A 24870-nucleotide genomic window follows, 5' to 3' on the forward strand; every position below is an offset into this window, starting at 1 on the left:
TGCATTGTATCAAAGGGGGGAAAGGAAGAAAACGGAATAAGAATGAAAGGGCGGCGGACCGGGATTAAAGGAGCTTTCCGGGAAGTTATCCGGGGCACAAACTTTGGAGAAAAAGTTCCTTCCAGGGCGAATGGTCGTTTTTTCTAGGGCAATGGGGAGGCGGGGGAACTTGGGGGTTCAACGGTGGCTTGACGGTGTTGAACGGGGGTTTTAATATGGGAAAGAAAGGCCATGCTATATTAAGGATAGAAAGGATAGCTTCCAGATGGATGATAAGAGGAATATTTGTCTGAAGGTTGCTTATGACGGGACCTATTACCATGGGTTTCAACGCCAGCCGGAATTCCACGGCCCCACTATTCAAGGTACTCTGGAGACAGTGTGGGCTAAGCTGGTGGAAGAACAAGTAACCCTCAATACAGCCGGACGAACAGATACAGGGGTTCATGCCGCCGGTCAAGTGGTAAATTTCCGGACCGGGGCCCGGATCCCCGTAGATAAGATTCCCAAGGCTTTTAACAGTCTGCTCCCCCGGGATATCCGCATCCTGGCGGCTCAGGAAGCAGCGGAGGATTTTCATGCCCGTTTCTCCGCTAAGTGGAAGCGCTATGACTACCGGATCGATAACCATCCGGTAGCCGATGTCTTTACCCGGCTGTACTCTTTGCATGAGCCTGTCAGGCTGGATTGGCAAAGGATGCAGCAGGGGGCCCAGTATTTGGTGGGACGGCATAATTTTAAAGCTTTTTCAGCGGCAGGGGGAACCAGCAAAACCTTTGAACGCACCCTCTATCTATGTCAAGTGGCGGAGAATCAGGGACATCTCCGGATTACCTGCATCGGCGATGGCTTCCTTTATAATATGGTGCGTATTATTGCCGGGACCTTGGTTTATGTGGGGAAAAACCGCATTCAGCCGGGGGAGATTCCGGATATACTGGCGTCTCTCGATCGGAAACGGGGGGGAGTTACGGCAACTCCCCAGGGACTCACTCTGAGTTATGTTCATTATGGGGAAGAGCTGCCCAGGGATATTTTTCCTGAGTTGTTTCAGGAGGGCGTTAGCCATGATTCTAGATAAACCACGGAGTACCTGAAGATCTTTTTTTGCCGGGCTGTCCCAAAAACGAAAGCGCTTTCGTTTTTGGGACAGGAAAATAATTCACTGAAAGGAAAGCCTGAGGAAAGTCAATTCTCCTCAGGCTTTTGGCATTGACTGCTTAAAACACTATGGGGGGATTTTTTTTATTGACAATAAATAGGAATGAGAGTAATATCCAAGATGAAGAAATGAACTTGAATTCATTATTTGATTTAAGCGAATTTGAACGGGGAGATAAGTTTGAACTACCAAGTGAAGGAAGTGGCTTTAAAAGACAGCTTTGCTTTTTGGCAGAGCTTTGAAGATGAGGAGCGGGTGTTGTTTTATCATCCTTTCCAGCAACAGCTTATTATGGGGGCCAGGCGTTTAAAAACCTTTGGGCCGGGGGAGAGCTACCGGGGATATCCCTTTGTCTTTTCCACCAGAACTTTCTTTCCCACCCTTAAAGATCCGAAATGGTCGGGGCTGGGCAATGAGACCATAGCCTTCCAATACTATCTGGTTGAAGAAAAGGCCGGGCAAAAGCTTTATTACGCCCATGAGACAGCCGATATTTCCGCTGTTCCCCCCAAAGAGTTTGCTTCCCATCGACATGATTATGAGATCCTTGCTGATGACTATCAGGAATGGCAGGAGTTATTCCAGTGTGCAAAACAAAAAGTTCTGGCCGGGAAAGTTCAGAAAGTGGTGATTTCCCGGGAGATAAAAATTCAGTGTAATACCATGGTGTCCGTTGAAAGTGTGTTGAAAAACCTTATGGAGAAAAATCCCCATTCCTTCGTTTTTGCCTATTGTAAGGAGGGAAAGACCTTCCTTGGCGCAACGCCGGAAATAGTAGCGAGGAAGGAAAAAGGGCAAATCATGAGCTATGCTTTGGCGGGTACCCGGGCACGAACTGCTGATGAAGAGGATGAGCAAGGGAAGACGGCCCTTCTCAACGATCCCAAAAACCGTCATGAGCATCAAATAGTCCTGGATTACATAGCCAAGGTCATGAACACATACAGCGATGAAGTCCTGATCGGAGAGACGACGACGTTGCAGCTCAGGAATTTGTATCACCTGAAGACTCCTCTGGCAGCGAAGGCCAAGGAGAATAGCTCTTTAACCGCTTGGGTTGCACGCCTGCATCCTACCCCGGCCTTAGGCGGATATCCGGTGGCAGAGGCTTTGGCCATCATCGCCCGCTGGGAAAAGCATGAGCGGGGGCTATATGCCGCACCGCTGGGCATCATGAACGAAGAGGGGGATGGCATCTTTGTGGCCGGAATCCGCTCGGCTCTCATTGAGGGAAGGACAGTTTATGCCTATACAGGCTGTGGGATCGTCGCCAGTTCAGAATGTGCAGAGGAGTATGCGGAGACGGCCCATAAAGCCAAAACCATCCTGGAAAGTCTGTGATAAAGGGGAACAACGATGACAAATTATATTGCGGCCCTGGTTGACGAATTATACCAGCTCGGTGTGCGTGAAGCGGTCATCAGTCCCGGTTCCCGTTCCACTCCCCTCTCCGTGCTGTTTTGCGAATACGGCTTTCAGGTCTATGTCGGTATCGATGAACGGTCGGCAGGGTTTTTCGCATTAGGCATAGCTAAGGAAAAAGAGCGCCCCGTTGTGCTGGTATGTTCCTCCGGTTCGGCGGTGGCCCATTACTTCCCGGCTATCGTCGAGGCAAAGCATTCCCATGTCCCCTTAATCGTTTTAACGGCAGACCGGCCCCCCGAGTTGCGTCAGGTGGGGGCTCCTCAAACCATCGATCAAATCAAGTTTTATCATGATTACGCCAAGTACTTTGAAGAACTGGCTCTTCCTGAAGAAAGGGAAGGCATGTATCGGTATGTGCGCGGGGTGATGCGCAAAGCCTATGTAAGTTCTTTGGATCAGGGATATGGGGTAGCTCATATCAATATCCCTTTGCGTGAACCCTTAAGCCCTGATCTGGATGGGGTGGATTTCACGGCGGGCCGCTTGGACTATCCTTTTGCCTGGAAAACAGGGGAGAAGGGGCTAACTATGGATAGTTCGGTTTTCCAGGATAAAAAGGGAATCATTATCTGCGGCGGTGATCCTTACGCGGATTATCACAGGGAGGTTCTGGAGCTGGCAGAGCGCTTAAAGGCCCCCCTGCTGGCCGATCCTCTCGCCAATTTTCGCAATGATGACCATCCCCTGATCATGGATTGCTATGACGCCTTTCTGAAAAGTGATGCGGTTAAGGTGGAATTAAAGCCTGAATTTATCATTCATTTTGGTCAGACTCCCGTTTCCAAACGGTTGCAGAATTTCACGGCCATGCATCAGGATGTTCTGTATTTTCAGGTCAATGACTACTTTCAATACCGGGATCCCTCCTTGTCGATCAGCCGGTATCTTGTGGCCTCCCCCAAGGCTTTTGCCCGGTCTGTCAAGGTTCACAATACCGATGATGGCTACTCGGGACGGTGGCAGCATTATCAAGCCCGCATGCGCCGGCGGCTCAATCTCGCTCAGGATGAGGAGGAGCTGTTTGAAGGGAAGCTGGTGCAAAAGCTGCAGGACAGTCTTCCCGAGGGGAGCCGTCTCTTTGTTGCCAATAGTATGGCCATCCGCGATGTGGATTACTTTCTGGAGGCACGTCGACAACGGATTAAAGTCTTAGGCAACCGGGGGGCCAATGGCATCGACGGCACGGTCTCCACTGCTTTGGGAGTTGCCACCAGCGGCCATCCTACGGTGCTGCTGACCGGGGACTTAGCCTTCTTTCATGATTTAAACGGCCTGCTGATCGGGAAAAACCATGGACTGAATTTAATTATCGTCCTCCTCAATAATAATGGGGGTGCTATTTTTAAGTATCTGCCCCAAAGTGAAAATAAGTATTTTGAATTGCTGTTTATGACCCCTCACGGTATGGATTTCAGCGGGCTTAAGACCCTCTATGATCTGACTTATTATGAACCGGTTGATTATGAAAGCTTTGCGCAGAATTTTCAGGAAGCCCTGACTTTAAGTGGGGTCAAGGTGCTGAATGTCAAAATCGATGCCCGGCTGAGCAAAGAGCTCCATGATCGGTTGACGAATCTTGATTAAAGGATAAGTGAGGAGAACAAGGTGTTCATGACGATTGAGGGCTGCCGGTATTATGCGGAGGTAAAGGGTTCCGGGCCGACTCTGGTCTGTTTCCATGGTTTTGCGGAAAACTCCGGCACCTGGGAAGCCCTTCAGCTTCAGGACTGTCAAATGGTCCTGGTGGATTTGCTCGGGCATGGCCGCAGCGCTAAGCCCCGTTCCCTTGAACCCTACGAACTGCCCGTGCTGCTGGGGCATCTCCATGAGCTGATGGCAGAGTTAGGCTGCACGGGATATTCTTTGCTGGGCTATTCTCTGGGTGGGCGTATAGCCTTGGCTTATGGGGCCGCTTATCCCCGGGAGGTTCAGGGGCTGATTCTGGAGAGTTCAGCTTATGGGATAGGGGACGAGGAGCAGCGGGCTCTGCGGAGAGAACAGGATGTCCGGCTGGCCCAGGAGATTCTGGATAGGGGAATAGAGTGGTTCGCTGAGCACTGGTCCAGCCTCCCTCTGTTTGCCTCCCAGACCCGCTTGCCTCCGGAAATCCGCGCTAAGATCAGGGCAAGGCGTCTGGGGAATGCGCCTCATGCCCTGGCCAATACTCTGCTGGGAAGCGGGCAGGGAGTGTTTCCCTGTTTAAGGGAGCAGATCCCGACTTTATCGATGCCAATCCTGTACATCCATGGGGAACAGGATGAGAAGTATAAGGAAATTGGCCAGGAGCTCATGGATTTAAACCCCGGAATCAAGAGGGAGATGATCCCGGGGGCGGGACATAATGCTCATCTTGAAAATCCCGTCACGTTTGCGGAAATAGTCGGGAATTTTTTGCAGGAGTTAGCCAAGCCTTAAGGCCATGCCTTTGGTCCGGTGTTTTTGGTCTGGTGCTCTCAGCCCTGAAGGTGTGAAAAAGTTTGATTGGAGGTATGATTATGAAATTTGCCTGGGAAACGGCTGCCGCTCAGTATGAAGACATTATCTATGAGACCTGTGAAGGGATGGCCAAAATCACCATCAACCGGCCGGAGGTCCGCAATGCCTTCCGGCCCAAAACGGTTAAGGAATTGATGGATGCTTTTATGGTGGCCCGGGAAGACAGCCGGGTTGGCGTTATTATTCTGACGGGGGCCAATCATGGCCAAGGTCAGGATCAGGAGGCTTTTTGTTCCGGAGGGGACCAGCGGGTGCGGGGCCATGGGGGGTATGTGGGCGAGGATCAGATTCCCCGGCTTAATGTTTTGGATCTCCAGCGCTTAATCCGGGTCATTCCCAAACCCGTCATTGCCATGGTCAATGGCTATGCCATCGGCGGCGGTCATGTTCTGCATCTTGTTTGTGATTTGAGTATTGCCTCGGAAAATGCCCGCTTCGGTCAGACCGGACCGAGAGTGGGGTCCTTTGATGCCGGTTATGGGGCCGGCTATCTGGCCCGCATTGTCGGACACAAAAAAGCCCGGGAGATCTGGTATTTATGCCGTCAATATACAGCCCGGGAGGCCCTGGCCATGGGCTTGGTGAATAAGGTGGTGCCCTTTGAGCGGCTGGAAGAGGAAACGGTAACCTGGGCCAGGGAAATTCTCCGGCATTCCCCCACGGCGTTGCGTTTCCTCAAGGCGGCTTTCAATGCCGATACGGATGGGCTGGCCGGCCTGCAGCAATTAGCCGGGGATGCCACCCTTTTGTACTATACCACTGATGAGGCGAAAGAGGGGCGGGACGCTTATCAGGAGAAACGGAGCCCGGATTTTCAGCGGTTTCCCAAGTTTCCTTAAGAATGCCCACGAATTTTACTGAACTAAGCAAGGGCAGGGGAAGGTAATGGTGGTCAATTGGCTTAAAAAACAGGCTCTGGAAAAACCCCATAAGCTGTTTTTAAATGAGCTGTCCTTTCAGGAGGTGGACCGGCGTGTCAGCGACCTGGCCGGCCGGATCTATCCCTTTGTTAAAGCTGAAGACAGAGTTGCTCTTTATGCTCATAATTCTGTGGAGATGGCCCTGTTTTTCATGGCCCTGCAGGCTTTGCAAATGGAGGTGTTCATGATGAATACTCGCCTGACTGGGGAGGAAAGAGCAAAAAAGCTAAAAACATTAAACATCCGGGTGACTTTTTCCGACGATGATACCTTTATTCCCTTTGGGAGGGTGCTGGCCGGTGACTATGATGAACAGGCACGCTGCCGGGAAGAGGAGGCCCCGGAGAAAATTGCGGTGATTATGGATACCAGTGCCACCAGCGGTGACTATAAGTCGGTGCCCCTGCGCCGGAAGCAGCTGGATGCTCATGTGCAGGCCTCCCGGCAAGTTCTGGGGGTCAGGGAAGAAGATAACTGGCTGCTCGTCCTTCCCATGTACCATATCGGCGGCTTAGCCATTTTAATGCGCAGTTTGTATAATGGCACCCGAGTCACCTTGATGGGGAAATTTGATGAAGAGCAGATCTTAAAAGGGATCGAAGAGGGCTCGCTGACGATGCTCTCCCTGGTTCCCACCCTGTTGATGAGGATTGTCAACCGCATCCGCCAACATCGTTTGCGGGTGGTTTTGGTGAGTGGGGAATTCATTCCTAAGTCCTTGGTGGAAATTTGTCTGGCGAAAAGGATTCCCATCTATAAATCCTACGGCATGACAGAGACCACCAGCCAATGCACGACCTTTTGTGTGGCGGAAAATCCTGCTAAGCTTGATGCGGTGGGCTTGCCCTTGCCGGGGGTCACCCTGCGTATTGTTAATCCGGATGCAGAGGGAATCGGGGAAGTAGCCATCCAAAGCCCCATGGTTATGGACGGGTATCTGGGGAAAGAGGCGGTGGAGGGGTTCCTTAACACCCAGGATATGGGCTATGTGGATGAGGAGGGATATCTCTACATCCTGGATCGGCGCAAAGATATGATTATCTCCGGAGGGGAAAACATCTATCCCCGGGAAATTGAGAATGTGCTGTATGCCCATCCTGAGATATCTGAATGTGCCATGGTGGGGATGAAGGATGAGAAGTGGGGACAGGTACCGGTTTTGTTTGTGGTTTCTTCTTTGGGAGATGAGGAGCTCAGGGATTATCTGGCCGGGAAGCTGGCCAGATATAAATTGCCCCGGAAAATAGTGCATTTACGGTCACTGCCGAAAAATGCCACGGGCAAAATACTGAAAAAGAATTTGGCAGAGCTGGCCCATGCGGATTGAGAAAAGTGAAGTGTTCCATTTGAACATGCCCATGAAGTTTAGTTTTAAATCCGCCCAAACTATACTTAATCAGCGGGAGACTCTTGTGATTAAGGTGACAGATGAGTTGGGCCATTCCGGGTTTGGCGAAGCGGTTGCCTTCAAGGAACCTTTTTATACAGGGGAGACCCTGCCCCGCGCCAAGGAAGTCCTGCTCCAGCACTTGCTTCCCCGACTCCTGGGGAGAGAAATACCCCATCCCTTTGCCATTCACTCCTGGCCGGATTTGGGTTATCCCATGGCTGTAGCCGGGGTAGAGAACGCTCTTCTGGACGGGTTCGCCCGCCGGCAGCAGCAGCCGATTATGGATGCTGTCTTTCATGAGGAGACCCAGGCGAGGATTTATGGGGGCATGGTCCTGGGAGACCTGGAGCCGGCCACCTTGCTCAGGCAAATCGAAGATTATCTTCAAGAGGGGTATGTGCGGTTTAAAATTAAAATCAAGCCTGGGGACGGTTTTGCCAAATTGCAGAGGGTCCGTGAAAAATACCCTGATTTAATGCTGTTGGCTGATGGGAACCGAAGTTTCCAGGCAGAACAGCTCCCCGAGCTGAGAGAAATGGATCAGCTGGGATTGCTGTGCCTTGAAGAACCCTTGGCATCCGGAAATCTGGTCTCTTATCAAAGGCTTCAGGAGCAAATGCGGACGCCCCTGTGTCTGGATGAAAGTATCCAGACCAAAGCGGATCTGATCCAGGCTGCTGAGTTAAGAGCTTGTCAGGCTGTCAATCTCAAGGTGGGCCGCGTAGGCGGTCTGGCCTATGTTAAAGAAATGATTGAGATCTGCCGTAAGCGTAAGATCCATTATTGGATCGGCAGTATGATGGAAAGCGGGATATCAAAAATTCTCCATGTCCATTTAGCCAGCCTGAAAGACAACTATATCCCCGGAGACTTATCTTCATCCCGGCGTTATTTTGCCAGAGATGTGATTCGACCGGAGATAACAGTCCAAAGGGGCCTTATCCAGGTGCCCCGGGGCCCGGGCTTAGGTGTGGAAATCGATGAAGAGGCTTTAAAGTATTACACAGTTGATCAGAGGGCCCTGGAACGGGGTACGGGCCCCGGAATCAATGGCCCCAGCTAACGGGCTATGGTTGGTCCTTCTGAAGATGCATGGGCTTTCAGCTGGTCGCCCAGAGCGGACAGACCAAAGCCGATGACGCTGACGATATCCCCCAGAGCAGTGAACCATCTTCCCTTTAACATTAAAGGTGATGCATCAGGGGCAGAGGCTGCGATTTCCCGGTATCTGACAATGGCTACATAAGCTATAAGGATGCTGCCGATCAAAAATGTCCAGCTTGACGCGGCGACCGTGCGGGCAGAACGATCCGGCTGAGGTGTCTGGCTGAATTCTTCGATGATGATGGTTTCCTCAGCCTGGTAAGTGGAGATTAAGGCGATCATAGAAGCAATCAGAAAAAGAACATCGCCGATTCTTTCATCTTTGATTAAACTTAGATCAAAGGCAGTTTCATGGGCGGCCTGGGCAGCGCTTCTTTGGGTGGAATTGAGCATTGAGAATTACCCCTTTATCTTGATATTGCATAATATGCCGAAAAAAGGATGGATGTTTGCTTTTTTCTTACAAAGCAAAACCGTCCTATTTTTTGCTTCCGGCCGGAAAGCTTAAGATGGGGGAGCGGCCGGGCTGCGGAGGAAGTGGTTTCACAAATAGATGTAGGAAAAAAATTTAGCAAATTGACTAAAATGTACTTGATTTTGCCAGGCAAATAGATACAATATATAATATAAATTACTTATTTATAAAGATTATAATTATCATTAAAGGTGGGTAAGGGCAGAGGAAGATGAGTAAAAGCAGAGAAGATCGATCCGGCATTTTGCCGATCACCATAAAAAAATAATGATAAGGGGGAAATTATTATGTCACTTATCGGTAAAGAAGTAAACGAGTTCAAGGTGCAGGCTTTTGTGGAAGGTGCTTTCAAGGAAGTAACCAAAGGGGATTTGCTGGGCAAATGGTCGGTTTTCGTATTCTATCCCGCTGATTTTACCTTCGTTTGCCCCACAGAGCTGGGGGATTTGGCCGATCAATACGATGAATTCAAGAAAATCGGTGTGGAGATCTACTCCGTGTCCACCGACACTCATTTTGTGCATAAGGCTTGGCATGATGCCTCCGACACCATCAGAAAAATCCGCTATCCGATGCTGGCCGACCCAACTGCCAAGCTGGCCAAGGACTTTGAGGTTTATATTGAAGAGGAGGGCTTAGCTCTGCGGGGCAGCTTTGTGGTCAATCCTGAAGGGAAGATCGTAGCCTATGAAGTCAACAGCAACAACATCGGCCGTGAGGCCTCGGAATTGCTGCGCAAGGTCCAGGCTGCCCAGTTCGTTGCGGAGCATGGGGATCAGGTTTGCCCGGCCAAATGGCGGCCCGGAGCGGAGACGCTCAAACCCAGCCTGGATCTGGTAGGGAAGCTGTAAGCTCTATGAAAGAACTCTATGATCTGATTATTATCGGTTCCGGCAGTGCGGGGATGGCTGCGGGCATTTATGCCGGGCGTTCGAAGCTTAAAACCCTTGTGATTGACCGGGACCGGGCCGGAGGGCAGATCAAAATCACCTCCGAGGTGGAGAATTATCCGGGTATCCTGAATATTTCAGGGGAAGAGCTCAGCCAGGCCATGCGCAGGCAGGCGGAAAAATTCGGCGTGAAATTTCGGCAGGCGGCGGTGGAGTCCGTGGATTTGGCTGGGGATATTAAGAAAATCCGGACGGCTGAAGGGGACTATGAGGCTCTGGCTGTGATCATTGCCACCGGGTCTGTGCCCAGAAAGCTGGGCTTCATTGGGGAAGAGGAATTCAGAGGACGGGGTATCGGCTATTGTGCAACCTGTGACGGGGAGTTTTTCACAGGGATGGATGTTTTCGTGATCGGAGGAGGGCTGGCTGCGGCGGAGGAAGGGATTTTCCTGACCCGCTATGCCAGAAAAGTCACCATGATCGTCCGGGGGGATGGATTTTCCTGCCCCCAAACCATCTCCGAAAGAGTCCTGGCCCACCCGAAGATCGAGGTGAAGTTCAACACCGAGCTTCGGGAAGCGGGCGGGGATGCGGTTCTCCGCTATGCTGAATTCGTGAATAACCGGAGCGGCGAAAGATGGCGGTATGATGTAAGGGAACAGAAGCAGACTTTTGGGGTGTTTGTTTTCGTGGGATACATTCCGCAAAGCGCCGAATATGCTCAGGAGGTCCGCATCGATGAGCGGGGCTATATTCCCACCGATGAGAGCATGGGCACCAATGTGGAAGGGGTCTATGCCGCAGGGGATATCCGTCCCAAGGAGCTGCGGCAGCTGGTTACTGCCGTAGCGGACGGCGCTATTGCGGCCACCAGCGCTGAGAAATATCTGGTAGGGAAGAAGGAACGGCTGGGGCTGGGTGAACTGGGCGAGCTGGGTGAATCGGGTGAGCGGGATGAACTGAGCGATGAGGAGAAAACTCCGGTCACCCGGCAGGGAACGTCTTTATTGGACGACTCCCTTAAGGAGCAGTTGGTGCCTATTCTGGAACGGCTGGAAAACCGGATTGGGTTGCTGGCCTTTCTGGAGGGGAGCAGCGGGTTCAGCGAGGAACTGCGGAGCTTTCTGTCCGAGTTTGCCGGACTGACTGATAAGGTGGAGGTTGAGTTCCTGAACCGGGGTGAGGACGCGGTCAGAGAGAAAGAAGCCAAGATCACCCTCTTCCCCGCCGTTGCGGTGCTGGGACCGGACGGGGTCTATACGGGAGTGCAGTTTCACGGCATACCCGGCGGCCACGAAATCAACTCTTTTATTCTGGCCCTATATAACGCGGCAGGACCTGGCCAGGCGGTAGGAGAAGAGACCCTGGCCAAAATCCGGAGAGTGAGCAGGAAAGTCAACTTCAAAATCGGGGTTTCGCTTTCCTGCACTCTCTGCCCGGATGTAGTGACTCTGGCCCAGTTGATGGCCTTGAAAAATCCCCTGATCGAGGCGGAGATGATCGACGTGGCTCATTACCCCGACTTTAAAAACAAGTACGGGATTATGAGCGTACCGGCTATTGTCGTCAACGATGAAAAAGTCGTTTTCGGCAAGAAGAATCTGGAGGAATTGCTGGAGCTGGCGGGAGGTTAAGAGGGAACCGGCCGGGTTCAGAGGAGGATAATATAGAGAAATAGGTTACACATGCCTGGGGCATGGGGCATAAGGCGGATAGCTGGGGAAGCTGTCCGCCTTATGCTGTTTGCCCTGATGAGTACAGTGATAGTGGGGGTGTATGGCCAAGACCAAGGGTGGCCGTCACGAGGTGGAATCTAAAAGGAGTGGGGGGGCAAACCTCAGGGAGAAAAGATTTCAGGGGATTCAGTAAAAATCAATACTTTGGTAAAATAAGAAAGGCTCCCGTTCATTGTTTTAACAAATAGCGGTACAGGCTGACTTCATGGGAAATAGCTATCACTTCTATAGATTGGTAAGGTTATTAATGTGAACATTGATTGTTCCGTAAGTATTGGAGGAAAAGATGATGCAGATGACCCGGCATGTTTGTCCCCTCAAGTGCTATGATACTTGCAGTATCCTGGCTTATACAGACAATGGTCGGCTGCTTAAAATAACGGGGGATCCCCAAAATTCCTATACCTTGGGCACTCTGTGTGCCAAAGGATATAGCTTTGTTAAGCATGTGTATCATCCCGAGCGAATTCTCCACCCTTTGCGGCAAAGCAGCCGGGGTTCAGGAGACTGGCAAAGGATAACCTGGGAAGAGGCTTTAGGGGAAATTGCCCGGCAAATAGTGCAGATTTACAACCGGCATAACCATCTTTTACCCCTGGGGCTCCTGGACGGAAAAGCCAATACCGGGGTCTTGGCGCGCTCTTTGTCCGGCATGCTGTCCGCAATGGCGCCAATCACCGAGATCCGGGGGCCCCAGAGCAGCGGACCGGGGATGGACGCTCAATTCTTGGATTTTGGCAGGGTTAGGCTCAAAGATCCGGAAGATATGAAGAAGGCGGATTTGATTATTCTTTGGGGCGTCAATCCTGCCGCTACGGCAATTCACCAAATGAAGATTCTCCAGCAGGCGCGCCAACGCGGCGCCAAGGTTATCCTGATTGACGTGTTCCCTTCCGCCACAGCCGGCCGGGTTGATGAGACGATTGTGGTTAAGCCGGGCGGTGATGGGGCCTTGGCTCTGGCTGTTTTGCGGGAGCTTATGTTTAAAACCAGCATTAATTACCGCTTTCTTGTCCATGAGGCGGAAGGCTGGGAAAACCTCAAGGATTGGTTATTGGAAGCGGATCCGGAAGAGATGAGAACTATTGCAGGGGTCACCCCCCAAATGGTTGCGGATCTGGCCAATGAGCTGCGCCATAGCTCAAATCCGGCGTTTTGGCTTGGTAAAGGGCTGCAAAAATACAGCAACAGCGGCCAGAATATCCGGGCCATCCATGCCCTTGCCGCTGCCGGCGGAGTTACGGAAAATTACGGTGAAGGTATTTTTGCGGCCCGGTCTGGGTTTTCACCCTTTGCGGATCTCTGGGATTCAGATAAGTGGGGGAACCGGAAGCTTAGCCTTCCTACCCTGCCAGTGAACCATGGGGACGATGGGGCGGATATCCGGATGCTTTGGATCACCCAAAGCAACCCCTTGGTCCAGGGAACCCACCTGCAAAAGCTTAGGGAGCTGATGGGCGGTCTGGATTTGATTGTGGGCACCGATTTTTTTCTGACGTCAACCTCCCGCTGCTGCGATATTGTTCTGCCGGCGGCCACCTTTCTGGAGGCTGAGGATCTGGTGGCAGGGGAATGGCACCGCTGGATTGGACTTAATGAACAGGCCATTGCGCCTCTCGGTGAGACCCGTTCCGAACTGGAAATTGCCCAATCCCTTGCTGTGGCTATTAGTGAAGAAGCCCCGGGACTTTGCCCGTTTCCTGTGGAGCGGCCCCTGTCCCAATGGCTGGAGAGGGCTGTTCCGCCAGAATTATGTGAAACCCTGGGAATCGACAGTTACCGGGAATTAAAGCAAGGCCCAAGAAAAATTGTGCAACCTGATATGTTATCGGATTCACATTATCCCAAGTACCGCTTCTCCGTCCCTCAGGCTATGGAGTGGGGGTGTCCGGAGCTTCCCCTGATGGTGCTGCCGGAGACTGCTCCCCAGGGTTATCCCTACCGGCTGCTCAATTGGCGGCGGGCGGATTTCTTCAACTCCCAGTTTGCTCATCTTGACTGGCTCCTGGAGAGACAAGCGACAGACGAGCTTTCCCTGAGCTGGGAATTAGCCCGACAAAAAGGCATTGGAGCCGGAGACAAGGTCGTCGTTTATAACTCCTGGGGGGAAGTGGTCTTAAAAGCCAAAATCCGCCATGACTTACCCCTTCATCTGATACTTTGCTCAGCCAGGCAGGATATCAACGGCAAAAGCATCAACAGCCTGGCCGGCAGCCAGGAAACGGATCTGGGCCAGGCCGTCAATGGAGTGAATGAGCCGGCTTTTCATGATGTATTTGTCAATATTGCCCGGGATTAGAAATAACCACAAATTTGCCCCGTTCAGTTTGTATAATGCCGCCAAATCCACGGACACCCAGCTCAGGAAAAAGGCAAAAAGGAACAAAGGGATCTCATCTTCTTTGGCCGGTACCACAAAGGAGAAAATAAGCACAAACGGGAATAGTTATCAACGTCTAGACAAGTCAATCAAACAGAAAAGAGAGGATGCTTACATGGAGATCTCAAGGCGGAACTTTATTAAGGCCAGCGGCGGATTGGCCGCTTTCGGAATGATAGGTACCGGATCATTGAACCGTTGGATTCGTCCGGCAGCAGCGGAAGGGGCGGAAGAGGAGAAGATTGCCTATACCTTTCATCCCCCCAACTGCGGAGGCCGTTGTTCAATGAAATGCACCGTCCGTAAGGGCAAGTTGGTGAAAATTGAGCCTAATGAATGGCCCGACGGCCATCACAAAAAAGTGTGCCTCAGGGGCCTCAGCGAAGTAGAACGAGTGTACAGCCCGGATCGTTTAAAGACCCCCCTGAAACGGGTTGGGGAAAGAGGAGAAGGCAAGTTTGTAGCTATCTCCTGGGATGAAGCCCTGACGACCATTGCCGACAAGCTTACGGAAATCAAAGGCAAATACGGCGGAAAATCGATTTTATGGTCAAACAGTTCCGGCGTCCAGTATCCCATGAGTACCTTGGCCGCCCTGATCGGCGCTCAGGAGCATGGTGCTTTGGATTTCGGCATCGACATGAGTCAGGCCGGCGGGCAATCCATCGTTATGGGACCCTTCAATATAACCAATACCAATGAGATTACGGACTGGGTCAATTCCAATCTGGTTCTGTTGGTGGGCAATAACTTATTGGAAACCTCACTCACTGATGCGGCCTTTTTCTTTGACGCTAAGGAAAAAGGCACGAAGATGGTCTGCATTGATCCGGTGTTTTCCACGACAGCGGCGAAGTGCGATCAATGGATTCCCCTTCGCCCCGGGACGGACAGCGCCTTATATTTAGGCATGATCCATCTGGTCCTGAATAATCAATGGTATGATCAGGAGTATGTCAGAAGTTATACCAGTGCTCCCTTTCTGATCCGGGAAGACAACCAAAGGATTTTACGGGATGAAGGAAATAACTATCTGGTCTGGGATAAGAATTCCGATTCCCCCCGACCTGTTGATGCACCGGGGATTCTGCCGGAATTAGAAGGAGAGTTTACGGTAAATGGAGTTAAAGTGAAAACGGTTCTGACAGCATTCACTGAACATATCCGGCAATATACCCCGGCCTGGGCGGCTAAAGTGACGGAGATACCGGAAGAGGTCATCACGGATTTGACCAGGGAATACGCCCTTGGCGGCCCGGCCAGCATCCAATGGGGTTTGGGCGGCCCGGATAAATGGTATCATTCCGATACCACCGGCCGTCTGGCTACCATCCTCGCCGGCCTCACCGGAAATATCGGCCGTGTGGGAGGCGGAGTCGGGCAAGGCACTCAGCATGTAACCTGCTGGTCCTGGGTCACCGCTATGGGCAGCTGGGATTTGCCGCCGGAGTTTGCTCCAGCCCCGGCTGAAGTGCCTTTTAGTGACATTCCTACGGCTTCCACCTCCATCAAGGCTTTCTTTTTTCAGGGAAATATGCTCCATCAGATGATACCTGATTACAATACATCCTTAAAATGGGCCGACTCCCTGGAATTTATCGCTGTGGTGGACAACCAGCATTGTGACAGCGTCAATTACGCCGATATTGTCCTGCCGGCCTGCTCAAGTTTTGAATCGGAGTATGACATCGCTTATTTGATCAATGAGCGGAATCACATTCTGCTCCAGCAAAAAGTCATTGAACCCTTATTTGAAAGCAAATCCGATTTTCAAATTGAAAAGGAACTGGCTCAAAAGCTGGGCCTTGACCAATATCTGCCTGAGACACCGGAAGATTATGTGCGGGCGCTCTTGAACTCACCGGACCCGGCCCTCCAGGGAATCACGGTGGAAGCGCTGAAAGCCAATCAATGCATCATGAGGCTGAATGTTCCTGATCAGCCTTACGTAGCCTATCTTGACCGGGTATTCGGTACTGAGTCCACCAAACTGGAGTTTTACAATGAATTATTCCTGGAAGACCATTGCGCTTTCCCCGTGTGGGAGGAACCCAACGAAGCGTCGCCGGCCAATCCCCTCTATCAAAAATATCCCCTCATGTTAGGTTCACCCCATGCTCGTTTCCGTGCCCATTCCACATTCTCCAATGCTCGCTGGCTGTTGCAGATTAATAATGAACCTCTTGTCCGGATTAATCCCATCGACGCCCAGGCCCGGGGAATTCAAAATAAAGAGTTTGTGGAAGTGTTTAATGACCGGGGAAGCTTCCAGTGCCGCTGCCAGATCGTCAATGATATGCGCCCGGGAATGGTTCAGCTTTCCGAAGGATGGTGGTCCCGCTATTTCCAAAAAGGAGACTTGCAGGAAGTCACCAATCCCAACAAAAATCCCCGCGGCAAGAAGCTGCTCTATGGTCCGATTGTTGCTTTTCTGGATACCTTGGTCGAAGTGAAGAAAGTGGAGGGTTAAGCGCATGGCTAAACTGGGAATAACCATAGATCAGAGTCGCTGTGTGGGGTGCAATACCTGTGCAGTGGCCTGCAAAATGCAAAATAATGTCCCCATGGGCATGCTCTGGAACCGGGTGCTCACCGAAAGCGGCGAAGGCCTGGACAGTGCGGAAGGGGAGTATCCTCATCTGACGAAAAACTGGCTGACCGTGGCCTGCCAGCATTGTGAAAATGCCCCTTGCGTCAAAGTCTGCCCGGTAGGGGCAACCTATAAGGCGGAGGACGGCAGGGTCTTGATCAACTATGACCGCTGTATCGGCTGCCGTTACTGCATGGCCGCCTGCCCCTACAATGCCAGGGTGTTCAACTGGCAGAGGCCGGTTCGTCAGCCTGATTTCAGTTGCGGGGACGCCCCCGTCCGGCCGTCAGGTGTTGTGGAAAAGTGCTCCATGTGCAAAGAGCGGACCGACCAGGGGCTGGAACCCCTGTGCGTTGTGGTCTGTCCGGCCAAAGCCCGCAAATTCGGCAATCTGGATGACCTCAACAGCCCGGTCTCCCAAGCAATCCGCGGGAAGAATTCATACCGGCTTCTGGAAGAGTTGGGAACAAAGCCGCAAGTTTATTACTTGCGTTAAAGGAGATGAGAATATGGACAATAAGCAAAAGAATCTTATCTGGTTCGGTATTTTAGGCTTGCTGACCCTGGCCGGACTGGGGGCGTGGCTCTATCAGATGGCCAATGGCCTGATCCTTACCGGAATGCGCAATATCGTCTCCTGGGGGCTTTATATCACGGCCTTTATGTTTTTCGTCGGTCTTTCCGCCGGTGGTCTGATTGTATCTTCTTCCGCCACCGTATTTAATATTGCTCCGTTTAAAAAAGTATCCTTGCCGGCGGTGCTCCTTTCCGTAGTCTGTGTTATTATGGCCGCACTCTTCATCGTTGTTGACTTGGGAAAACCCCAAAGAATGTTCAATCTGCTCCTCCATTCCCAATTCAAGTCTCCTCTGATGTGGGATGTCATCGTTATCACGGCCTATCTGCTTATCTCGGTGCTTTATTTGTATTTTATGACCCGGCCTAATCCGGATCAGAGAAAAATAAGGATCATGTCCCGAATCGCCTTGCCGGTTGCCATAGGTGTTCACTCCGTTACGGCCTGGATCTTTGGTTTGCAGATTGCCCGGGTTGCCTGGCACAGTGCCCTCATGGCGCCGCTGTTTGTGGCTTCGGCCTTGGATTCCGGACTGGCCTTGCTCCTGATTGTTCTGTTGGCCTTGAATCGCTCCGGCAAGTATAAAGTCGAAGATCAGCTTTTCAGCAGCCTGGCCGGACTGCTGGCAGTCTTCGTAGCGGTCGATGCCTTTTTTATCGGCTGTGAAGTGCTCACCTTCATCTATCCGGGTGAGGAAAAAGTTATGAACGCCGTGTCCCTCCTTTTCACAGGCTCTCTGGCACCCTTCTTCTGGGGAGAAATCCTTCTGGGCCTGTTCCTTCCTTTCTTAATTCTGGTCTTTGCCAGGAACCGCGCCAAGAAGAGCTCTATTCTGCTGGCCTCAGTCCTCATTGTGGTTGGTGTGTTTTTCAAACGGGTCTGGCTGCTGTTTTCATCCTTTGTTTTCCCTTTAGTGCCTGGACAGTTAGGGGTAACTCTCGGTGAGTTTAAAGAGGGTGTGGATTCAATTGTGATCCCCAATATCTGGGCCACAGCGGGAAGCTATTCCCCAACGATGATTGAGGGCCTTATTTTCCTAGGGATTATATCTTCAGGAATCTTGCTTTTCAGGCTGCTCTTCCAGGGGCTCATATCTGCTCAATCCCCAAAAGCTTTGCTCAGCGAAAATATCACCAGTCGGTCTAACACCAGTCAAGTGCTTGGAGGTAAATAAGAATGAAACTCTCTTGGGAAGAGGTATGCAGCTTACGGACCAATCTGTATGGCTTCTTGGGAAATTGCCTGCTTGAATCGGTGCCGGAAGAGGGATCAGTGTCTATGCAGCGGGAATTTTGGGATGAATTCCCCTTGGAATCAGCAAATCCTCAGATGAAGGACGGATTAAGCAGGATCATCAGTTGTACAGAGTATCTGGCAAAATTACCTCCGTCCCAGGCCAGTCAGGAAGTTCAGTTGGAATTCATGGATCTTTTCCTGGGCCCGGGTCAGCCTAAGGCGCCGCCCTGGGAGTCGGTCTACCGAACTCCGGAAAGACTTCTCTTCGGGTGGCCCACCCAGGAAGTCCGTAAAATCTATGGTAAGGCAGGGTTTGAAATTTCCCGTAAAAACCAGCTGCCGGAGGACCATCTGGGGTTGGAGCTCATGTTCCTGGCCATGGCCAGCGATACCTTGGCCAGGCTGATCACCGGAAAGGGCAGTAAAAATAAGATTTTCGAAATGATTAAACTCCAGAGGGATTTCATCTCCAACCACCCCCTGACCTGGATTGCCGACTTTCATGAAGATGCTTACACCAAGGGAACCATCGGTTTCTATAGCGGCTTAATTCAATTGATTTGGGGTATCCTCCTCTGGGATCTGGATCTGCTGGAAGAAGTGGGCCGGAACGTTCAGCCCGGTCCGCTATGTACCGGAGAAGGAGAGAGAATATGAGCTGGCGTTTCCTGGTTAACCCTGATCTTTGTCTGGGGTGCCGCAGCTGCGAGATAGCCTGCCGCAATGAATTTGCCGACCAGGAAGGTGCCCGCTGGCGCTGGCTGAAGGAAGTAGAGGATCACTCCGGTCTGCATTACTTTCTGTCCTTAAGCTGCAACCATTGTGAGAATCCGGAGTGTGTCCGGGTTTGCCCTGAGGGGACCTACCGCAAGCGCAAGGATGGAATCGTCCTGCATGATCCCTGGCGGTGCAGCGGCTGCGGAAAATGCACCCACGCCTGTCCTTTTCACGTTCCGAAATATTCCTTATCTTCAGGCCGGGTCGATAAATGCAATTTGTGTTTTCATCGTTTGGACAAAGGTCTGCCGGCGGCTTGTGTGGCGGCTTGCCCGGTCAACGCTCTCTGTCATTTATTCCCCAACGAGCCGGACCCTATGGACGCCAGGGGTTCTGTGACGGGATTCACTAATATTTTGATTACGAAGCCTTCTATCCGGTTTATCCACAGTTCTATATGACAACATGATTCAGGTTGAAAAGAATAAGGTACTGAAAAAATGTGGATTTTGCAGGAATAGGTACGGATTTTTCAAGGAGGGCTGTCATGGCAAGTCATCTTCAATGGGTTAAGCAAATTGCCCGGGTACAAGTTGAAAACGGCGGTATGATGGGACTCAGCCGCCTGTTAATGCAAAAAATCGAGAAAACGGTTATGGTTACGGGTGACCAGGGGCATGTACTGAGCTGCCATATCTGGAATAAGCAACCGGTTGTCATCCAGGAGAGGTTATCGCTCCCGCAAAGTGTTGCGGCATCCACTGAAATGACCCGGGGTATAAGCACCTTTGGGGGACATAAATGTGCTTACTATTGTTGGCCCATAGTAAATCAGAAGAAGGAAGGGTATCTCTGGATATTAACAGAAAAGGAAAACCTGTCAGCAGAAGAAATGGAGATTACTGAATATCTCCGTTCGGCTTTGTTGGTGGAAATCGTCAAGAAACAAGAGCAGTTGAAGCTGAAACAGTATTTAAGGGATGGATCGATTCTGAACCTGCTCTTTAATAATTCTGATCAGCTGGAAACCATGGGGCAGGTCTGGGGGCGGAATTTGCTGATTACCCATATTGTTATGATTCTGGAAGGGCAGACGAAGGTGCCAGGTCATGGCCTTTCAGAAGTCCGAACCAAGGCTGAGAATTTTATTGAGGCAAAGTATCCTGGAACAGTTACCGGGATGATCGGAAAACACCTTGTGGTTTTGTTCCCCTATGAAAAAAAGACAAAAGAAAAAGACGGCCATACCAACGACAACTGGAAGAACATACCCAGGAAAGCTTACTCAGAATTACAGGAAATTCTGGATGATGTTAAGCTTTGGGCCAGTGTCGGCAGCATTTATCCGGATCAGCCCTTGCTCTATCGAAGCTATCAGGAAGCCAAGGTTGCCCTGGAGATGGGCAAAGTACTGGGTAAAAAGGAGAAGCTGACTTTTTTTAACGAATTAGGCGCAATCCGTCTCTTTTATAATCAACGGAAGCAGGATTTGCGTGATTTCTTTGAAGAGACTCTGGGCCCGGTTCTCAAGTATGATCGAACCAATGACGGCAATCTGCTTTTAACTCTATGGCATTATTACGCTTCGGGAGGAGATATCTCGGCAGCTACCAAGGGAATGTTTATTCATGCCAATACCCTTCGCTACCGACTGCGCAAAGTGGAGGAGCTTACAGCTTCAAGCCTTGATGATCAGGAGGTCAGGTTTAATATCTATGCCGCCTTAAAAGTAGGGCTTATGCTGGGTATCTTTGAGGTGTGAATTGCTTTCTTATATTAAAATGAGTGTGTTTTTGATGATGTGAGCGCAGGTTCAATGAAGAATGCCAAATAAAGAGGAACAAACGGATAGCAGTAAGAGGCTGTCCGTTTGTTCCTCTTTAAAATTGATTTGCTCTCCGGTTGAGTGTTTCTTAAAAATTAGTAATACCTATCTTTATGAGGTTTGAGAGTTTTTTGCGAGAAGCGCTTGCTACAATTAAAATCAAGCTGTTTCAATTATTGACAATTTCCCTGGTTTTTAAGATAAAAATAGACCTGAAGGAGGTGTCTTATTATGGATTTTGCATTAACTGGTTCAATTGTTTTATTCCCGTATAACTTTGCACCTAAGACATGCCTTCTATGCGACGGAAAAACTTATTCAATGGATCAGTATATAGTACTATTCAGTCTTATAGGAGATTTTTACGGTGGGAATGCCGAAGAGGGGATATTTGCGGTGCCTAACCTGATGAATGCTTCCCCCTTTCCTGGTATGAGCTATTATATAGTTTATGATGGAATTTACCCTTCAAGGTCATGAGGTATAGTCAATGTATTCTATTTGTTAAACGATAATTCGGTTTGTAGATTTTACAGAGAATGAAAGGAAGATGTCATGATGGTTATTAATGAGGATTTAGAAGTATTGCTCGGTGCAATCTATTTATTCCCGTATCCTTTTGTACCCAAAAGATGGCTGATCTGCGATGGAAGGTCTTTGCCAACAGCTCAATATGAGCCCCTTTTTTCATTGCTTGGCAATACATATGGTGGAGATGGCAAAACCACTTTCGCACTTCCCAACTTAATCGGCGCTGAGCCACACCCGAATATGAAATATTGTATTGCCTACTCGGGAATATTTCCGCAACGGCCATGATGGGAGGAGATTTATTGATATGGCGATTAATTTAGCTCTAAAAAAGCCAACTATTAGCAGCAGTTATCTTCAGCCCTATGAACCTGCAAGAGCAGTGAATGGTGATTACATGACCCCTATGAGTAGGTGGCTTTGTACACATTTGCCGGGATGGCTGACCGTTGATTTGGGTGAGGTCTATAGCTTCGACAGATGGGTAGTAAGACAGATGCCAATTGCGGGATGGCCTTCGCCCGACTACTGCATGAGTGATTTTACACTACAGGGAAGTAACGATGCTGAAAGTTGGGCTGACCTTGATAATGTGGCTGCCAATACCAGTGCTATTGTTGATCGGATGTTGACTGCAGCTGCTTCATATCGCTATGTAAGGATATATGTGGCAAAAGGTCTTAATGCAAACGATAAGTTTGCATCTCTTATGGAATTTGAGATTTACCAAGCGCCACCCTCATTGGCGGGACTTATAGTAAAGGACAGCGACGATCATATTGTAGAATTGAACCCTGCATTCAACAGCAATACGGATAGCTATAAAGCCACTGTGTTGCTGTCTGTGGCATCGGTAACCCTAATCCCAACGGTACTGGACAGCTCGGCTGTAATAAAGGTAAATAGTATGGAGGTTGTCTCCGGGACTTCTTCTGCACCGATAACGATCAATGTTGGAACAAACCAGATTGAGGTAAGCGTTACTGTTGACGGTGTGACAAAGATATATACTATTGAAATCACTAAAGCCGCAGCTGCCAATCCTTATCTCAAGGCGATTTCCATTACCGGTAACAACAAAGTAGCCATTTCACTTGATCAGACATTTGATCCGAAAAATAGTTTTAACTACACTGCTCTAGCTGATTATGATGACACCAGTGCTACAGTGGTGCTTACGGCTGATGACCCCAATGCCAAACTTTCCGTGAACGGCGGTGCATCCAGCAGCGGTCCGATAACCTTCCCAGTTACAATGTCAAGTCCTGGGGATTACAGCACTGCCATCGTTGTTGAGGCTGCTGATGGCACAACAACACAGTCTTACTCGCTGAAAGTGACCAGACCGAGCAGTGCTTATATAAGCAGTATAGATCCTATCCCTGCTGTAACATTTATCAAAGATCCCGGGCCCGGCACAGGATTTGTAAGAGATTATTACAATTATAAGGTTGTCACCATAGTAGCTTTTAGAATAAAGGTGTTTTTGGAGGATTATCCCAACATAAATAAGGTGAGTTTTCAGATTAACTCTGGATCTTCAACGGATTTACCTCATGATGCCTTTTCATCACCTATTCCTGTACCTGCTGCGGGAAGCAATTTTGTTACGATTACAGTGACTTCCCAAACAGGGGGCGCAACAAAAAAATACATCATTGAGGTTTCAAAGTAAAAGGTATATCAGGCATGCAGTTTACAATAGCCATTTAATATAGATAGAAAATCAATTTATAAGACCAGCTAATTAAAGTCAAGGTGTAATGTAAAAAAAGTTTAGTTCCAAGGTCCAAGAAAAATGGGTATAAGAAACCAAGTCATTGAAAAATCCGAACAATGACCAAATCGAGGTATTTACTATGGGGGGAACGAAACGCTCGGCGCTTGCCAGGCAAACTCTCTTTAATATGGAGTAATACTTTGGGGCATTAGAGACTTTGCCGTCTTCAAGCTTCTAGGTGTTGTTCCGTGTCAATGGGATGATGGCGAGCATATCCTCGGCCTGAGGGCCTCGGTATCCCTCGCATCACCCTTGACACGGGCAAACTTACAATCATGCAACAAAGAGATGTTTAAGCAGCAGGTGCTTGTCTGAGCTTAGTATTTCTCCAGGATTGATGATCCTCAGGTTGCCTGATTTCAAAGGGTTTCTGGTCACGAAGAACAGCAAAGATGTAGTGGAGAAGTTTATGCATTACGGCTACGAGAGCTACCTTTTTCTTCTTGTTCACGCATTTTGCCGCGTAGAATTCTCGCAGAACCGGATTGATCTCATCCCCCTTACGTGTTGTACGAATGGAGGCCATAGCGATGGTAAACAGAATTCTTCTCCCGATCCGTGTGCCGCGTTTCGAGATTTTATTTCGGTCACCCTGGAATTTTCCAGACTGATTGACGGATGGATCCAGCCCAAAGAAAGCTGTCAAGGCCTTAGCCGAGTTGAAAAGCCTAAAGTCTCCGATTTCTGCAATCAGCGTAGCTGCTGTCAGAAAGCCAATACCAGGTATACCATCAAGAAGCTCAATATGACGCTTAGCATCGGCAGGAAAGAGCTCAGAGTCAATCATCGCTTGTATTTGCGTTACAACCCCGTCTAAACTGGCCTGCATGCTTTCGATCCCGTCGATATGGACTTTGATCTTAGCATCCAGCCAAGAGAACTCATGAGGCATGGAGGAAGCAAGCTGGGCACAGTCTTTGAGTTGGTTCACCTTCTTTGTTGCCCAAGCGGTCCCCTTACGACTGGTTTTCGAGATAAGAGAAGTCAGTGAATCGGTATCAGCGGCTAGAATGGCCCGTGGTGAAGGGAAATCTTTCAGAATGGCTAAAGCTGTTTTGCCAAAGGCCCCAGAGAACACATCAAGGAATCCCGGGAACAGAAGATAGAGGTCCGTGGATAGTCTGTTCTTCATCTCGGTGAGGGTATCCGACAGAGCATAATACTCCCGAGTCATCATGCGTAGAGCCAGAATTTGGGGCTCAGGAACCAGAGAAACCTTCACATCTTGGTATTTAGCCAGTCTAGCAATCGCTTCGGCATCCTTACTATCATTTTTCACTTTTCTTAAGTCGAAATTTTTGGTAGAATGAACACTCAAGGGGTTCAGCACAAAACCCTTAAGGTTATTCGACCTCAAGAAGAAGAAGAGTGGTAAATGAAAGATACCCGTAGATTCTACGAAGTAGATGGGCTTTCGTTGTAACCGCTCTTCTTCCTTTTTTAGGATATCGAGCAGTTTATGAAAGCCAGCGGGATTATGATCAATCCGAAAAGGTTTGCGGATGAGTTCCCCAGAGGGAGCGAGCATAGCAACGACAGAGAATTCAGAAGAAACATCGATTCCAACAACAAAGTCATGAAGAAACTGGGACAAATTAACACAACCTTTCCAACAGATGAGTCAGAGCATCCACTA

21 protein-coding genes are annotated in these 24870 nt (G+C 49.9%); 19 read left to right on the plus strand and 2 right to left on the minus strand.

Annotation, left to right across the window (positions count from 1 at the left end; translation table 11 throughout):
• Positions 1 to 265 precede the first annotated feature (265 nt).
• The 7 genes from truA (at position 266) to menC (ending at position 8456) form a co-directional block, all read left to right on the plus strand.
• The gene (truA, locus tag DHAF_RS02420) at positions 266 to 1081 is read left to right on the plus strand and encodes a tRNA pseudouridine(38-40) synthase TruA (protein ID WP_015942779.1); all 816 of its coding nucleotides are present in this window, start codon (positions 266 to 268) and stop codon (positions 1079 to 1081) included.
• Positions 1082 to 1324: 243 nt separating this feature from the next.
• Positions 1325 to 2503, plus strand: coding sequence for an isochorismate synthase (locus DHAF_RS02425; RefSeq protein WP_005810068.1), 1179 nt, complete (start codon positions 1325 to 1327; stop codon positions 2501 to 2503).
• A 15-nt stretch (positions 2504 to 2518) separates the two neighbouring features.
• A complete protein-coding gene (gene menD, locus DHAF_RS02430; RefSeq protein ID WP_011459122.1) occupies positions 2519 to 4171 on the plus strand; it encodes a 2-succinyl-5-enolpyruvyl-6-hydroxy-3-cyclohexene-1-carboxylic-acid synthase in 1653 nt (550 codons plus the stop codon).
• A gap of 27 nt (positions 4172 to 4198) precedes the next feature.
• Positions 4199 to 5002, plus strand: a complete 804-nt coding sequence (gene menH, locus DHAF_RS02435; RefSeq protein WP_015942781.1) for a 2-succinyl-6-hydroxy-2,4-cyclohexadiene-1-carboxylate synthase — start codon at positions 4199 to 4201, stop codon at positions 5000 to 5002.
• A gap of 80 nt (positions 5003 to 5082) precedes the next feature.
• Positions 5083 to 5922, plus strand: coding sequence for a 1,4-dihydroxy-2-naphthoyl-CoA synthase (gene menB / locus DHAF_RS02440; protein WP_015942782.1), 840 nt, complete (start codon positions 5083 to 5085; stop codon positions 5920 to 5922).
• 46 nt (positions 5923 to 5968) lie between these two features.
• Positions 5969 to 7330: an o-succinylbenzoate--CoA ligase gene (gene menE, locus DHAF_RS02445; protein WP_015942783.1), complete on the plus strand. Its 1362-nt coding sequence runs from the start codon at positions 5969 to 5971 to the stop codon at positions 7328 to 7330.
• Entirely contained in the window at positions 7320 to 8456 is a 1137-nt protein-coding gene (gene menC / locus DHAF_RS02450) for an o-succinylbenzoate synthase (protein WP_015942784.1), read from the plus strand. Before menE ends, menC begins: the two co-directional genes overlap by 11 nt.
• Here the strand turns inward: menC and DHAF_RS02455 are convergent.
• A complete protein-coding gene (locus tag DHAF_RS02455; RefSeq protein WP_015942785.1) occupies positions 8453 to 8890 on the minus strand; it encodes a hypothetical protein in 438 nt (145 codons plus the stop codon). The two genes, menC and DHAF_RS02455, sit on opposite strands and share 4 nt — an antisense overlap.
• 369 nt (positions 8891 to 9259) lie before the next feature.
• Between DHAF_RS02455 and ahpC the strand changes: the two genes are divergently transcribed.
• The 12 genes from ahpC to DHAF_RS02515 all read left to right on the plus strand — a co-directional run bounded on the left by ahpC (position 9260) and on the right by DHAF_RS02515 (position 23129).
• The gene (gene ahpC, locus DHAF_RS02460) at positions 9260 to 9823 is read left to right on the plus strand and encodes an alkyl hydroperoxide reductase subunit C (protein WP_005810052.1); all 564 of its coding nucleotides are present in this window, start codon (positions 9260 to 9262) and stop codon (positions 9821 to 9823) included.
• 5 nt (positions 9824 to 9828) lie between these two features.
• A complete protein-coding gene (locus tag DHAF_RS02465) occupies positions 9829 to 11496 on the plus strand; it encodes an FAD-dependent oxidoreductase (RefSeq protein ID WP_015942786.1) in 1668 nt (555 codons plus the stop codon).
• A 388-nt stretch (positions 11497 to 11884) separates the two neighbouring features.
• Positions 11885 to 13897, plus strand: coding sequence for a molybdopterin-dependent oxidoreductase (locus DHAF_RS02470; RefSeq protein ID WP_005810047.1), 2013 nt, complete (start codon positions 11885 to 11887; stop codon positions 13895 to 13897).
• Complete coding sequence (locus DHAF_RS02475) at positions 13851 to 16448, plus strand: molybdopterin-dependent oxidoreductase (RefSeq protein WP_011459126.1); 2598 nt, start codon at positions 13851 to 13853, stop codon at positions 16446 to 16448. The genes DHAF_RS02470 and DHAF_RS02475 overlap by 47 nt, the downstream gene beginning before the upstream one ends.
• A 4-nt stretch (positions 16449 to 16452) precedes the next feature.
• Positions 16453 to 17064, plus strand: a complete 612-nt coding sequence (locus DHAF_RS02480; protein ID WP_005810043.1) for a 4Fe-4S dicluster domain-containing protein — start codon at positions 16453 to 16455, stop codon at positions 17062 to 17064.
• Between the two features lie 13 nt (positions 17065 to 17077).
• Positions 17078 to 18319: an NrfD/PsrC family molybdoenzyme membrane anchor subunit gene (nrfD, locus tag DHAF_RS02485; protein ID WP_015942788.1), complete on the plus strand. Its 1242-nt coding sequence runs from the start codon at positions 17078 to 17080 to the stop codon at positions 18317 to 18319.
• A gap of 2 nt (positions 18320 to 18321) precedes the next feature.
• Entirely contained in the window at positions 18322 to 19038 is a 717-nt protein-coding gene (locus DHAF_RS02490; protein WP_015942789.1) for a TorD/DmsD family molecular chaperone, read from the plus strand.
• Positions 19035 to 19559 carry a 4Fe-4S dicluster domain-containing protein gene (locus tag DHAF_RS02495; RefSeq protein WP_015942790.1) on the plus strand — a complete coding sequence of 175 codons (525 nt, stop codon included), beginning with the start codon at positions 19035 to 19037 and terminating at the stop codon, positions 19557 to 19559. The genes DHAF_RS02490 and DHAF_RS02495 overlap by 4 nt, the downstream gene beginning before the upstream one ends.
• 86 nt (positions 19560 to 19645) lie before the next feature.
• Complete coding sequence (locus DHAF_RS02500) at positions 19646 to 20860, plus strand: PucR family transcriptional regulator (RefSeq protein ID WP_015942791.1); 1215 nt, start codon at positions 19646 to 19648, stop codon at positions 20858 to 20860.
• A gap of 294 nt (positions 20861 to 21154) precedes the next feature.
• Positions 21155 to 21403 (plus strand): phage tail protein, encoded by a 249-nt coding sequence (locus DHAF_RS02505; protein ID WP_015942792.1) that lies wholly within the window; start codon positions 21155 to 21157, stop codon positions 21401 to 21403.
• A gap of 75 nt (positions 21404 to 21478) precedes the next feature.
• Positions 21479 to 21742, plus strand: coding sequence for a phage tail protein (locus tag DHAF_RS02510; protein ID WP_015942793.1), 264 nt, complete (start codon positions 21479 to 21481; stop codon positions 21740 to 21742).
• 19 nt (positions 21743 to 21761) lie between these two features.
• Entirely contained in the window at positions 21762 to 23129 is a 1368-nt protein-coding gene (locus DHAF_RS02515; RefSeq protein ID WP_015942794.1) for a cadherin-like beta sandwich domain-containing protein, read from the plus strand.
• 397 nt (positions 23130 to 23526) lie between these two features.
• Here DHAF_RS02515 and DHAF_RS02520 read toward each other — a convergent pair whose 3' ends face one another.
• Complete coding sequence (locus tag DHAF_RS02520; RefSeq protein ID WP_015942795.1) at positions 23527 to 24828, minus strand: IS110-like element ISDha10 family transposase; 1302 nt, start codon at positions 24826 to 24828, stop codon at positions 23527 to 23529.
• Between the last annotated feature and the right edge of the window lie 42 nt (positions 24829 to 24870).

Source organism: Desulfitobacterium hafniense DCB-2, from assembly GCF_000021925.1.
Taxonomy (GTDB): domain Bacteria; phylum Bacillota; class Desulfitobacteriia; order Desulfitobacteriales; family Desulfitobacteriaceae; genus Desulfitobacterium; species Desulfitobacterium hafniense.